The sequence below is a fragment of the Pseudomonas sp. CBS genome, assembly GCF_024734645.1.
Classification (GTDB): Bacteria; Pseudomonadota; Gammaproteobacteria; order Pseudomonadales; family Pseudomonadaceae; genus Aquipseudomonas.
In genome coordinates this window covers 5,696,594-5,708,320 of record NZ_CP102929.1, presented here as the reverse complement: position 1 = coordinate 5,708,320, position 11,727 = coordinate 5,696,594, and the positions used below count along the sequence as shown (strand labels likewise).

Annotated in this window: 13 protein-coding genes; 4 read left to right on the top strand and 9 right to left on the bottom strand. The window is 60.4% G+C overall.

Going from position 1 to position 11,727, the window contains the following annotated elements:
- Window positions 1-449 precede the first annotated feature (449 nt).
- Window positions 450-1,163 carry a tellurite resistance TerB family protein gene (locus tag NVB75_RS25990; protein ID WP_258343947.1) on the bottom strand — a complete coding sequence of 238 codons (714 nt, stop codon included), beginning with the start codon at window positions 1,161-1,163 and terminating at the stop codon, window positions 450-452.
- A gap of 112 nt (window positions 1,164-1,275) precedes the next feature.
- Window positions 1,276-1,488 (bottom strand): hypothetical protein, encoded by a 213-nt coding sequence (locus tag NVB75_RS25985; RefSeq protein ID WP_258343946.1) that lies wholly within the window; start codon window positions 1,486-1,488, stop codon window positions 1,276-1,278.
- Between the two features lie 142 nt (window positions 1,489-1,630).
- On the opposite strand from NVB75_RS25985, the gene NVB75_RS25980 reads away from it, so the two are divergent.
- Window positions 1,631-3,256 carry a glucan biosynthesis protein D gene (locus tag NVB75_RS25980; RefSeq protein WP_258343945.1) on the top strand — a complete coding sequence of 542 codons (1,626 nt, stop codon included), beginning with the start codon at window positions 1,631-1,633 and terminating at the stop codon, window positions 3,254-3,256.
- 45 nt (window positions 3,257-3,301) lie between these two features.
- Here the strand turns inward: NVB75_RS25980 and NVB75_RS25975 are convergent, their stop codons facing one another.
- The 6 genes from NVB75_RS25975 to NVB75_RS25950 form a co-directional block, all read right to left on the bottom strand.
- Window positions 3,302-3,487: a hypothetical protein gene (locus NVB75_RS25975; RefSeq protein WP_258343944.1), complete on the bottom strand. Its 186-nt coding sequence runs from the start codon at window positions 3,485-3,487 to the stop codon at window positions 3,302-3,304.
- Between the two features lie 197 nt (window positions 3,488-3,684).
- The gene (locus NVB75_RS25970) at window positions 3,685-4,221 is read right to left on the bottom strand and encodes a GNAT family N-acetyltransferase (protein ID WP_258343943.1); all 537 of its coding nucleotides are present in this window, start codon (window positions 4,219-4,221) and stop codon (window positions 3,685-3,687) included.
- Complete coding sequence (locus NVB75_RS25965) at window positions 4,205-4,705, bottom strand: ATP-binding protein (protein WP_258343942.1); 501 nt, start codon at window positions 4,703-4,705, stop codon at window positions 4,205-4,207. The genes NVB75_RS25970 and NVB75_RS25965 overlap by 17 nt, the downstream gene beginning before the upstream one ends.
- 81 nt (window positions 4,706-4,786) lie before the next feature.
- Entirely contained in the window at window positions 4,787-5,893 is a 1,107-nt protein-coding gene (locus tag NVB75_RS25960; RefSeq protein ID WP_003209564.1) for an NADH:flavin oxidoreductase/NADH oxidase, read from the bottom strand.
- 152 nt (window positions 5,894-6,045) lie between these two features.
- Window positions 6,046-7,755 (bottom strand): single-stranded-DNA-specific exonuclease RecJ, encoded by a 1,710-nt coding sequence (recJ, locus tag NVB75_RS25955; protein ID WP_258343940.1) that lies wholly within the window; start codon window positions 7,753-7,755, stop codon window positions 6,046-6,048.
- A 172-nt stretch (window positions 7,756-7,927) separates the two neighbouring features.
- Window positions 7,928-8,470 carry a YaeQ family protein gene (locus tag NVB75_RS25950; RefSeq protein ID WP_258343938.1) on the bottom strand — a complete coding sequence of 181 codons (543 nt, stop codon included), beginning with the start codon at window positions 8,468-8,470 and terminating at the stop codon, window positions 7,928-7,930.
- A gap of 145 nt (window positions 8,471-8,615) precedes the next feature.
- Between NVB75_RS25950 and NVB75_RS25945 the strand changes: the two genes are divergently transcribed.
- Both NVB75_RS25945 and NVB75_RS25940 read left to right on the top strand, forming a co-directional pair.
- Window positions 8,616-9,815: a CaiB/BaiF CoA-transferase family protein gene (locus tag NVB75_RS25945; protein ID WP_219273919.1), complete on the top strand. Its 1,200-nt coding sequence runs from the start codon at window positions 8,616-8,618 to the stop codon at window positions 9,813-9,815.
- Window positions 9,815-10,693 (top strand): TIGR02285 family protein, encoded by an 879-nt coding sequence (locus tag NVB75_RS25940; protein ID WP_258343937.1) that lies wholly within the window; start codon window positions 9,815-9,817, stop codon window positions 10,691-10,693. The genes NVB75_RS25945 and NVB75_RS25940 overlap by 1 nt, the downstream gene beginning before the upstream one ends.
- A gap of 171 nt (window positions 10,694-10,864) precedes the next feature.
- Here the strand turns inward: NVB75_RS25940 and NVB75_RS25935 are convergent, their stop codons facing one another.
- Window positions 10,865-11,149, bottom strand: a complete 285-nt coding sequence (locus NVB75_RS25935; RefSeq protein ID WP_017478706.1) for a DUF3509 domain-containing protein — start codon at window positions 11,147-11,149, stop codon at window positions 10,865-10,867.
- 302 nt (window positions 11,150-11,451) lie between these two features.
- Here NVB75_RS25935 and NVB75_RS25930 point away from each other — a divergent pair, with 302 nt between their 5' ends.
- Complete coding sequence (locus NVB75_RS25930) at window positions 11,452-11,652, top strand: hypothetical protein (RefSeq protein WP_177046462.1); 201 nt, start codon at window positions 11,452-11,454, stop codon at window positions 11,650-11,652.
- Window positions 11,653-11,727 lie beyond the last annotated feature (75 nt).

Genomic DNA, 11,727 nt, shown 5'->3' with positions numbered 1-11,727 from the left:
AGGTCGTTAACGATGACGCGGGCATTCTGGATGAACGCGGCGCTCTCAGGTTTTTCGCGAGCAAGCCCGCTCCCACAGAAAAGCAGATTTGTTTTCGCTCTGGTTTTTGCTTTTGCTTTTAACACTCAAGCCGGCCGGGAGGCCGCTGTGCTCTTGCTTTTGATCTTGATCTGACTGCCCCAATAAGCCCGAGGCCGAACGCAGGCAGTGCGGAGCGGGTAAACCGGCAGGACGCCGGTTTAGCCGCGCTGGGCCATGGATGGCCCATCGCGGCGGCCCGCGGAGCAATGCCGGAGTGAGGGAACGCCGAGCCCTAGCGAGGTGCCGACAGGCGGGGCAGAGCCCTTTGCTTACTTTGGGCTGGGCCGGCATTCCGGCTTTTCCAAAGTGAGCCGCTGTAAGAGCGGAACCATAAGCCGCCGTTACCTAAATAACGGATATGTACACAATCAACCCACCACAGCCTGCCGCACCTGCTTCTCCAGTTCAGCCTTCAACCCAGGCTCCAACTTAAGCTGCCGCGCCAACTCATCGAGATACGACTTCTCCATGAAGTTCTCCTCATCCACCAACATCACACTGGCGATATACATCTCGGCAGCCAACTCCGGAGTGCTCGCAGCCCGAGCCACATCTGCCGGATCCAGCGGCTTGTTCAGCTCAGCATGCAACCACTGCTGCAACTCACGATCGTTATCCAGCTTCAAAAACTCCCCTTCGATCAACGCCCGCTCCCGCTCATCCACATGCCCGTCAGCCTTGGCTGCGGCCACCAGCGCCTTCAAAATCCCCTGGCTATGCTGCTCGACCTGGGCCGGCGGCAGGCGATCAATGGTCTGCGGCTCCCCCTGAGGCGCATTGGCCTGCTGCGCCTGCCAGTTGCCATACGCCTTGTAGGCAATCACCCCCAACGCCGCCAACCCACCGTAGGTCAGCGCCTTACCGCCAAACTTGCGGGCTTTCTTGTTACCCAGCAACAACCCCATGGCACCGGCCGCGAGGGCCCCACCACCGGCACCGCCGAGCAAGCTACCCAACCCGCCGCCGCCCAGCAGACTGCCAAGGGCACCTTTGTCATCTGACTTGCGCTGCCCGCCAGCCTTGTTCTGCAACATGTCCTGGCCGGATTTGAGCAGTTGATCGAGCAATCCACGGGTATTCATTCACAGCCTCCAGAAACTAGGGTTCACAGGACCAATAGGCCCCCAGCGTAAAACTAAGTGCCAAAAACCCCCGATCTAGAGTGCTTCCAGATGTAACGCGCTTACCCCTCAATTAAAACGATATGCACTCGAACAAATCCTGCGCCAGGCGCACCTGATCCTTGCCACCGGCGACAACGTCAAGCGCAGCCTGCAAGTGGGCTAATCCCTGTGAATGATCGTTCCCACGCTCTGCGTGGGAATGCATCTCGTGGCGCTCCGCGCCACAACGCTTCGCAGAAACGTCTTGTTTCACATGCAACGCCATCAACCCGCCATCAATCATTTTTCCTTCCGCACCGAACCGCTTAAGCTATTTGGCATCTGTTTAATGTCCGTTGCGTTTGGCCGAAGGCATGTCCGAACCGTTTTCCTTGATCCAGCACGTGCCAGGAACGGCGCGGGATTGTTCACGACAGGTTGTATTTATGCACCGCAGGAATTTGCTCAAAGCGTCCATGGCCATTGCGGCTTACACCGGTCTGTCGGCCAGTGGCCTGCTGGCCGCCCAAGCCTGGGCGGGCAATCGCGCCGCTGATGGCGAGGCTGAGGCCTTCGATTTCGAGGCGCTGAAGATTCAGGCCAAGCAACTGGCCGGCAATCGCTACCAGGACACCAAACAGGTATTGCCGCCGACCCTGGCGACCATGACCCCGCAGAATTTCAATGCCATCGGCTACGACGGCAAGCATTCGCTGTGGAAAGAATTGAACGGCCAGCTGGACGTGCAGTTCTTCCACGTCGGCATGGGCTTCAAGACGCCGGTGCGCATGTACAGCGTCGACCCGAAAACCCGTCAGGCCCGCGAGGTGCACTTCCGCCCTTCGCTGTTCAACTATGAAAAAACCACGGTAGACACCAAGCAGTTGACCGGCGACCTGGGTTTCTCCGGCTTCAAGCTGTTCAAGGCCCCGGAACTGGACCGCCATGACGTGCTGTCCTTCCTCGGCGCCAGCTACTTCCGCGCGGTGGATTCCACCGGCCAGTACGGCCTTTCCGCACGCGGCCTGGCCATCGATACTTACGCGAAGAAGCGCGAGGAATTCCCGGACTTCACCAAGTTCTGGTTCGAAACCCCGGACAAGGACAGCACTCGCTTCGTGGTCTACGCCCTGCTGGATTCGCCAAGCGCCACCGGTGCCTACCGCTTCGATATCGACTGCCAGGCCAACCAAGTGGTGATGGGCATCGACGCCCACATCAACGCGCGCACCGCCATCGAACAACTGGGCATCGCGCCGATGACCAGCATGTTCAGCTGCGGCACGGTTGAGCGGCGGATGTGCGACACCATCCACCCGCAAATCCACGACTCGGATCGCCTGGCCATGTGGCGCGGCAATGGCGAGTGGATCTGCCGCCCGCTGAACAACCCGGCCACCCTGCAATTCAACGCGTTTGCCGACAAAGACCCGAAAGGCTTCGGCCTGGTGCAGACCGACCATGAGTTCGCCAGCTACCAGGACACCGTGGACTGGTACAGCAAGCGCCCAAGCCTGTGGGTAGAACCTACAACCTCGTGGGGCGAAGGCTCTATCGACCTGCTGGAAATTCCTACAACCGGCGAGACCCTGGACAACATCGTGGCCTTCTGGACCCCGAAGAAACCCGTGGCAGCCGGTGAATCCCTGAACTACGGCTACAAGCTGTACTGGAGCGCCCTGCCGCCGGTCAGCACACCACTGGCGAAGGTCAATGCCACCCGTTCGGGCATGGGCGGCTTCACCGAAGGTTGGGCACCGGGCGAGCATTACCCTGAAGTATGGGCGCGGCGCTTTGCGGTGGACTTCAACGGCGGCGGGCTGGATCGTCTGCCAGAAGGCACCGGGATCGAGCCGGTGGTGACGTGCTCCCATGGCGAGGTCAAAGACTTCAGCGTGTTGGTGCTGGATGCCATCAAGGGTTATCGAATCCTGTTTGATTGGTACCCGACCAGCGACAGTGTCGAGCCGGTTGAACTGCGGCTGTTCATCCGCACCCAGGACCGTACCTTGAGCGAAACCTGGCTGTACCAGTACTTCCCACCCGCGCCAGACAAGCGCAAGTACACCTGATACCGAATGTTCCCACGCTTGCGTGGGAACATCCCTTCGGCGCTTTCAAAACCGCGAAATACTCTTCATCGCCCCGATCAAGTACCGCATCGCCACCTGATCACTCTCGGTCAGGGCGCGGTACTGTTCCAGCAATTCCGCCTCGTCCGAACTCAACCGCCGGCTACGCAACGACATCCGTCGGGCCAGAAAGGACGACACAACACCCGCAACACCATAAGACTTGGCCATGGACTGTCTCCTCGTATCAATCAACTGCTCCTGGTTGCCCATAACCTCATCCCGCAGTTCGACCCGCGAGGCTCATCAAGCCGACTTCCTGGGCCAGAAACCAGACTTACTGTAAGCGTAGAAACTATCTTGCCGGACGTGGGACTTTTTTAGAGCAATCACTTAAAAAAATGCTTATAGGGCAGTCACCTACAGCGTTATCCCACAAGTGGCCGGTAGAGGTGGATGTCGTCCGGTTCCTGTTGATACAGCTCGGGGTCCGGCAGCTTGAGCAGGTGGCAACCGTGCCGGAGATAGAACTCCACTGTGTTACGCGACTCGGTGGCCGATACGTAGAGCGCCTCGGCCCCCGCCGTGCGGGCGTGCTCACAGGCCAGGGCAAACAGCTGGCCACCCAGGCCCAGACCACGGGCACCATGGCTCACATGCAAAAACTTGAGCTGGCGCATGTGCAGGCCCTGGTTGTGGATAACCCGGTTGTCCACCACCACGGCAGCCAGCAACGTTTGGCCGTCGAACACCCCATGCAGCCAGCCGCCGCGCTTCAGGCACGCGTGCAGGGCCACGGCATCCTGCTCGGCTTCGCCTTCAGGCCAGCCGTGCATGTCGTGGTGCTCGGAATATAGCCGCAACTCACCGTGTTCCACGCGATAGCACTCATCGACCCGTTCGGTACGGTCAATCAGTGCCAGCAACGGCAGGTCTTTTTCGGCCAGGTCACGCTTGATCAACATGCTGTGCGTCCGAGGAGTGATGGTGAACAAGGTTGAAGGCTTCCCCAGGCGTTGGCGCTTCGAAATAGCCGGTGATCAGGTCGAACTGGGCGTCACTGGTTTCAAACGCGTGGGTACCGGCAGCATTACGTGCACGCAGGCGCGCCTTGCAGACCTCGTCCGGCACGTCCAGGTAATGCAATTGGTGATCGGCGCCCGCGCCCTCGAACAAAGACCGCATCCAGCGACGGCTGGCCAGGGTGTTGGCGGGAAAATCCAGCACCACCGAGATGCCAGCCTTGAGCAGAGAGATGATATGGGCTGTCAACGCATCGCGCAGGTGGCCGGTGCAGCGCACGTAGTCGCCCAGCGCCTGGATCTGTCCGGGATAAAGGCATGCCAGCCACTCATCTTCGCTGATCAATACCGTCTGGGGAGCCTGTGACAACTGCTGGGTCAGGGTCGATTTGCCGGATGCGATTTTGCCGCAGATCAGGTGCAACATGGGTTCCTCCGGTGTTGAAGCCAATAAAAAACCCGCCGGTTCAAGGGCGGGCTTTTATGTTTACCAGGATTGCTGTGCAGATCAATCCCGCAAATCCGACTCATGAATCGGCTGGTCGCGATGGGTGGCCCGCTGATACTGCGCCGGCCAAGTCGCCTTGCGCCCACCCAGGTCATCGTCGGCATGCAGTGGCCAGTACGGGTCACGCAACAGCTCGCGGGCGAGGAAGATGATATCGGCCTGGCACGTACGCAGGATGTGTTCGGCCTGGGCGGGCTCGGTAATCATGCCCACGGTGCCGGTGGCAATCCCCGACTCTTTACGCACACGTTCGGCGAAGCGGGTCTGGTAACCGGGGCCGGTAGGAATTTCCGCATTGGCCGCGGTACCGCCGGAGGAGACGTCAATCAGGTCGACGCCCAGGTCTTTCAGACGGCGCGCCAGTTCGACGGTTTCATCCGGGTTCCAGCCGTCTTCGACCCAATCGGTGGCCGAGACCCGCACAAACAGCGGCAGCTCTTGCGGCCAGGCTTCACGCACCGCCGTGGTCACTTGCAGCACCAGGCGGATGCGGTTTTCGAACGAGCCGCCGTACTGGTCCTGACGTTGATTGCTCAGGGGCGAAAGGAACTGATGCAGCAGGTAGCCATGGGCTGCGTGGATTTCCGCCACTTTGAAACCGGCGGTCAACGCACGCTTGGCGGCAGCGACAAAGTCAGCGATCACTTGTTGGATCTGCCCTTCGTCCAGTTGCTTGGGTGAAGTGTGCTGCGGATCGAAGGCAATCGGTGATGGGCCCACCGGCACCCAACCGCCGTCTTCCGGTTTGACGCTGCCGTGCTTGCCGATCCATGGCCGGTGCGTGCTGGCCTTGCGCCCGGCGTGGGCCAGTTGAATGCCAGCCACCGCGCCCTGGGCGTTGATGAAGCGTGTGATGCGTTGCAGGGGTTCGATCTGTTCGTCGTTCCACAGGCCCAGGTCCTGGGCGGTGATGCGGCCATCGGCGGTCACGGCGGTGGCCTCGGTAAAGATCAGCCCGGCGCCACCGACGGCACGGCTGCCGAGGTGCACCAGGTGCCAGTCATTGGCCAGGCCATCGACACTGGAATACTGGCACATCGGTGACACGGCGATGCGGTTGAGCAGGGTCAGTTGGCGCAGGGTATAGGGTTCAAGCAGCAGACTCATGGGGCACCTCTTTTATGCAGTGGGCAGGCTCCAGGGTTCTGTTTGAAAGGTCGACGAAAAACCCGTCCCCGGCGGGCTGAAATTAAGACAAGGTCACAAGACCGATCACACAGTGCTTAGAGACTAGTCGACAACAGAGGATTGCACAGGGTTCAGCGTGGCTCGATATGCGCGATCATCAGTTGCACGGTTTCCTGGCCTCGGAACTCGTTCACGTCGAGCTTGTAGGCCAGTTCCACCCAGCGAATGGTCGGGTTGGGCCAGATCTCGCGGTCGATGCCGAAGGCGATGCCATCGAGTTTCACCGAACCGCATTCGCTCTTGAGCACCACTTTCAGGTGCCGCTCGCCAACGACACGCTGCTCCACCAACTGGAACACCCCGTGAAACAACGGCTCGGGGAAATGCTGGCCCCAAGGCCCGGCATTGCGCAGGGCGCGGGCCAGTTCCAGGTGAAACTCTTCAACCGCCAGGGTGCCGTCGGACAGCAATCGGCCCGTCAGGTCTTCTTCACGCAGTTGGCGGCGCACTTCGGCGTCAAAGGCTTCGGCGAACAGTGGGAAGTTGGCCTCGGGCAAGGTCAGCCCCGCCGCCATGGCGTGGCCGCCGTACTTGGCGATCAGCGTTGGGTGCTGGCTGGCCACCACGGCCAGCGCGTCACGGATATGAAAGCCCGGCACGGAACGCCCGGAGCCCTTGAGCAGGCCATCCCCGGCATCGGCAAAGGCGATGGTCGGGCGGAAGTAGCGCTCTTTCATCCGCGAGGCGAGGATGCCGATCACGCCTTGGTGCCATTCCGGGTCGAACAGGCACAAGCCATACGGCATCGATTCCACCGGCAAGTCCTTGAGCTGGGCCAGGGCCTCACGCTGCATGCCTTGCTCGATGGATTTGCGGTCCTGGTTCATGCCGTCCAGCTGCGCGGCCATTTCCCGGGCAGCGGCGAAATCCGAGGTGAGCAGGCATTCGATGCCCAGGCTCATGTCATCCAGGCGACCGGCGGCGTTCAGGCGCGGGCCGAGGATAAACCCGAGGTCGGTGGAGGTGATGCGGGCGTGATCGCGCTTGGCCACTTCGAGGATCGCCTTGATCCCCGGGCGAGCGCGACCGGCACGAATGCGTTCCAGGCCTTGATAGACCAGGATGCGATTGTTGGCGTCCAGCGGGACCACGTCGGCCACGCTGCCCAGGGCCACCAGGTCCAGCAGTTCACCGATGTTCGGCTGCGTCTTGTTCTCGTACCAGCCAAGGCTGCGCAAACGCGCGCGCAGGGCCATCAGCACGTAGAAGATCACGCCTACACCGGCCAGGGCCTTGCTGGGGAATTCACAGCCCGGCTGGTTCGGGTTGACGATCGCATCCGCCGCCGGCAGTTCGTCGCCCGGCAAGTGGTGGTCGGTAACCAACACCTTGAGCCCCGCCGCTTTCGCCGCCGCCACGCCTTCGACGCTGGAGATGCCGTTGTCCACGGTGATCAGCAGCTGTGGCTCGCGCTGCAAGGCCACGGCGACGATTTCCGGGGTCAGGCCGTAGCCGTACTCAAAGCGGTTGGGCACCAGGTAATCGACATGGGCGGCACCCAACAAGCGCAGGCCCAGGGTGCCCACGGTGCTGGCGGTGGCGCCGTCGGCGTCGAAGTCACCCACGATCAGGATCCGCTGGCGCTGTTCCAGGGCCGTCACCAGCAGGTCCACGGCGGCATCGATGCCCTTGAGCTGCTGATACGGAATCAGCCGCGCCAGGCTTTTATCCAGCTCGGCTTCCGATTGCACCCCGCGTGCGGCGTAGAGACGGGTCAACAACGGTGGCAATTCACCGAGGAATGGCAGGACGGCAGGCAACGGGCGAGGATCAATACGCATGGGGTGACGGAAGCTTCTCTTTAATGTTGAAAATTAGCGGTGATCCCTTGTAGGAGCTGTCGAGCCCCAGCGAGGCTGCGACAGGATCACCTCGGTGTACCTGTCAGACCGCAGCGCCTGCAGCGCAGCCTCGCTGAAGCTCGACAGCTCCCACATTCGACCTGTCGACGTTTCAGCCGCGCTCGCCAGCCAGCCATTCCAGCTGGACTTCGTGCTGGCCACGATCATCGGTCACGAAGATCGTGCCTTCGCTGATCATCACGTCCCACTTGATCACCCGGGGCATGTCCTTGGCCAGCACTTCCAGGATTTCCTGGGGTACGGCGGCGATGCTCACGTTTTTCAGGGTTTTCGCCACCGGCACCACTTTGCCTTCCCAGACGCGCAAGCTGCCATAGGCCAGCAAGGTGGTGCGTTCGGTACGACGGGAACACCAGGTCAGACGGTCCGCATCCGGCTGGCCGACTTCGATCCAGTGCAGGACGCGATCATCCAGACTTTTTTCCCACAACGCTGGCTCGTCTACATCTGACAGGCCACGACCAAAAGACAACTGTTCGTTGTAGAAAAGGGCGTAGGCCAGCAAACGCACGGTCATGCGCTCTTCGGTTTCCGAAGGGTGGCGGGCGATGGTCTGCTTGACGCTCTCGTACACCGAACGATCAAGGTCGGTGAGGTTGAGTTCAAACTTGTAGGTCGTGGACGGCTGGGCCATGAACGGACTTCTAGAGACAGGGAAAGGCGGCAAGTCTAACCGATGGTGAGCTGATTCAACGAATCCTGCGCTGCATCATCCTTATCACTGCGCGACTCGCCTATGTTAAAAGGCTCACATCCCAGCCCTGCCCGAAAGGTTCCTCATGTCGTTTACCGCCAAACCACTTGCCGGCCTGAAAGTCATCGAACTTGGCACCTTGATCGCCGGCCCGTTCGCGTCCCGCATCTGTGCCGAGTTCGGCGCCGAGGTGATCAAGGTCGAATCCCCGGATGGCGGCGACCCGCTGCGCAAGTGGCGCAAGCTGTATGAAGGTACGTCGCTGTGGTGGTTTGTGCAGGCGCGCAACAAGAAATCCCTGACCCTGAACCTGAAACACCCGGACGGCCTGGCGATCCTCAAGCAACTGTTGGCGGACGCCGACATTTTGATCGAGAACTTTCGCCCTGGCGTGCTGGAAAAGCTCGGCCTGAGCTGGGAAACCCTGCACGCCCTGAACCCGAAACTGGTGATGGTGCGCCTCTCGGGCTTTGGCCAGACCGGGCCGATGAAGGACCAGCCAGGGTTTGGCGCGGTGGGCGAGTCGATGGGCGGTCTGCGCTACATCACCGGTTTCGAGGACCGCCCGCCGGTGCGCACCGGAATTTCCATCGGTGACTCGATAGCGGCCTTGTGGGCGGTGATTGGGGCATTGATGGCCCTGCGTCATCGTGAAGTGAACGGTGGGCTCGGCCAGGTCGTGGATGTGGCGCTGTATGAAGCGATCTTCGCGATGATGGAAAGCATGATCCCGGAGTTCGACGTATTTGGCTTTATCCGCGAGCGCACCGGCAACATCATGCCCGGCATCACGCCGTCCTCGATCCACACCAGCCAGGATGGCAAGCATGTGCAGATCGGCGCCAATGGCGATGCGATCTTCAAGCGGTTCATGTCGGCCATTGGTCGGGACGACCTGGCCAATGACCCCGCCCTGGCCAGCAACGATGGCCGCGACAGTCGGCGCGATGAGCTGTACGGCGTGATTGATCGCTGGGTCAACTCACTGCCGCTGGAGCAAGTGGTGGAACAGCTGAACAAGGCCGAAGTCCCCGCCAGCCGAATCTACAGCGCCGAAGACATGCTGGGAGACCCGCAGTTTCTCGCCCGCGAGATGTTCCTCAAGGCCCAACTCCCTGGCGGCAAGGACTTCAAGATGCCCGGCATCGTGCCCAAACTGTCGGACACACCGGGCAGTTGTGAGTGGGTCGGACCACAGTTGGGTGAACACAACGCAATGGTGCTCAATGAGTTGGGCTACGACGCAGCCGCCATTACCCGCCTGCGTGAGAATGGCGCGATCTGATGGCGCCGCGCTTCATCATTCGTCTATGCCTCCTGGGTTCACTGCTCGGGGCTTGGCCGCTGTCGAGCCAGGCTCAGGAGACCTTGACCTGGCTGCTGCGTGACCTGCCGCCCGTGACCATTTTCGACGGCCCGCAAAAGGGCCAGGGTGCCCTCGACCAATTGCTGCCGATGCTCGCCGAGCATATGCCGGAGTATCGACACAGGACGCTCCACGTAAACCGCGCCCGTGGCATGCAAATGCTCCGCGACCCAGACACGCTGACGTGTGACCCGTCGCTGCTGCGGACAGCAGAACGCGCAAAAACCGTTGTATTTTCCGCCCAGGCCTTTGCGACGGTGAGCAATGGGGTGACCATCCGCCAAAGTCAGCGGGCAGCGCTGGCGCCATTTGTGGTGGATGGACTGTTTGACCTGGAGGCGTTTTTAAATGCCCGGGATGCGCGCCTTGGCATCATCGCCGAACGCAGTTACGGCGCCCTTATCGATGAAGCGCTCAAGCACGCCAGTGATCACAAGCTGGCACCGCACTACGGCAATGACGCCCTCGGCAGTCTGCTGCAAATGCAGCGAAAGGAGCGGCTGGAGGCGGTGTTGGGTTACTGGGCAGAAGTTCGCTATCAGGCGCTGCAACAGGGCATCGATCCCCAGGAGCTGATCTTTTATCCCATCAAGGGCACCCCGCCCTATCAACTGACCCATATCGGCTGCACGGATACAGCAGCAGGGCGCGAGGCTATCGAGCGCATCAATCAGGTACTGCGCGAGATCCCGCAGGAGCAACTGCGGCAGTCCTACGCCTCTTGGCTCGACCCGGTCATGCGTGAGCAATACCTGCAAGACAACCCGACGTTTTTCCAGGATGCCCCGAGGCCCTGACAAATCGCGGGCAAAAAGAAACCCCGAGCAGTGGGGAGACAACTCGGGGTTAATAAGGGCCTACAAAGACCAGTAACAATGAGCCACAAGCACCGGAGCACAATGCTTGGTCTCGCTGTTACAAAGTCTGACTCGCCTTACCGTAGGAAGGTTCCCAACAAAAATAAATCTTCATGCGCAGGCGTTCGGCCGAGTCAGGGCCGCGTTGCGCAGAGCCGCCATGACCGAGGGTTCCAGGCGTCCTTCGGCAATCATCAGGTCGCGGTGCAAACAGTCCACCACATCCACCAACGCACGCTTGTCGGTCAATTGCGCCTGGTCGACTTCACGTTCGACCACGATGGCACCGGCCGGATTCTTTACGGTTACCAGGCATTCGCCCTGCACACCCGAGGTGGTCAGCGTGACCTGATAAGGGCTCAGTGCTTCACCGAGCAATAGGCTGATACTTTCCATCTCGATCACCACTCAATAGTTCGGGAACAATCGTGTAAACGGGAGCTGCATCTATCCTAAGTGACTATTTGTGTCGTAGGAAAGTTCGCTTTTTCGTCTTTCAAGGGTTGGCGGGGGATGACGTGTCCAGCATGCGCTTGCAACATGACAACCAAAAAACGGCAGTACATAACTGCTTACTCAATGAGTTGCCGTTTTGGCGCTGATACCGAGGGTGAATCCTATACTCGGTGAGTGCTGATCATGCTGCCATGCAGACCAAAGCGCATATCAAAAGGCCCCTGATTCGGAGGATAAAGGCGATGCTGGAACACAACCAAGAGCAGGCTGCACTGGAAAAGATTCACGCAGATATATCACGCATCTATGCAGAGCAGCGCAAACTCAACGCCGAAGCTCACAAGATAACCCGTGAGAATTTCTGGTACCCCATGGGCATCGTCCTGGGCATGTTTACGGCTATCGGCACCATAATGGCCCTGGCGCACAAATTACTCGCATAAACGATCGCCCCGACCGGGCCTGCCAGAAACGAAAAACGCCGCTGACCCAAGGACGGGAACGCGGCGTTTTTTTAC

Bases quoted from the DNA above. Each gene is read 5' to 3' on its own strand.
- NVB75_RS25990 (WP_258343947.1), bottom strand. From the start codon at position 1,163: ATGAATACCCGTGGATTGCTCGATCAACTGCTCAAATCCGGCCAGGAC.
- NVB75_RS25985 (WP_258343946.1), bottom strand. From the start codon at position 1,488: ATGATTGATGGCGGGTTGATGGCGTTGCATGTGAAACAAGACGTTTCT.
- NVB75_RS25980 (WP_258343945.1), top strand. From the start codon at position 1,631: ATGCACCGCAGGAATTTGCTCAAAGCGTCCATGGCCATTGCGGCTTAC.
- NVB75_RS25975 (WP_258343944.1), bottom strand. From the start codon at position 3,487: ATGGCCAAGTCTTATGGTGTTGCGGGTGTTGTGTCGTCCTTTCTGGCC.
- NVB75_RS25970 (WP_258343943.1), bottom strand. From the start codon at position 4,221: ATGTTGATCAAGCGTGACCTGGCCGAAAAAGACCTGCCGTTGCTGGCA.
- NVB75_RS25965 (WP_258343942.1), bottom strand. From the start codon at position 4,705: ATGTTGCACCTGATCTGCGGCAAAATCGCATCCGGCAAATCGACCCTG.
- NVB75_RS25960 (WP_003209564.1), bottom strand. From the start codon at position 5,893: ATGAGTCTGCTGCTTGAACCCTATACCCTGCGCCAACTGACCCTGCTC.
- recJ (WP_258343940.1), bottom strand. From the start codon at position 7,755: ATGCGTATTGATCCTCGCCCGTTGCCTGCCGTCCTGCCATTCCTCGGT.
- NVB75_RS25950 (WP_258343938.1), bottom strand. From the start codon at position 8,470: ATGGCCCAGCCGTCCACGACCTACAAGTTTGAACTCAACCTCACCGAC.
- NVB75_RS25945 (WP_219273919.1), top strand. From the start codon at position 8,616: ATGTCGTTTACCGCCAAACCACTTGCCGGCCTGAAAGTCATCGAACTT.
- NVB75_RS25940 (WP_258343937.1), top strand. From the start codon at position 9,815: ATGGCGCCGCGCTTCATCATTCGTCTATGCCTCCTGGGTTCACTGCTC.
- NVB75_RS25935 (WP_017478706.1), bottom strand. From the start codon at position 11,149: ATGGAAAGTATCAGCCTATTGCTCGGTGAAGCACTGAGCCCTTATCAG.
- NVB75_RS25930 (WP_177046462.1), top strand. From the start codon at position 11,452: ATGCTGGAACACAACCAAGAGCAGGCTGCACTGGAAAAGATTCACGCA.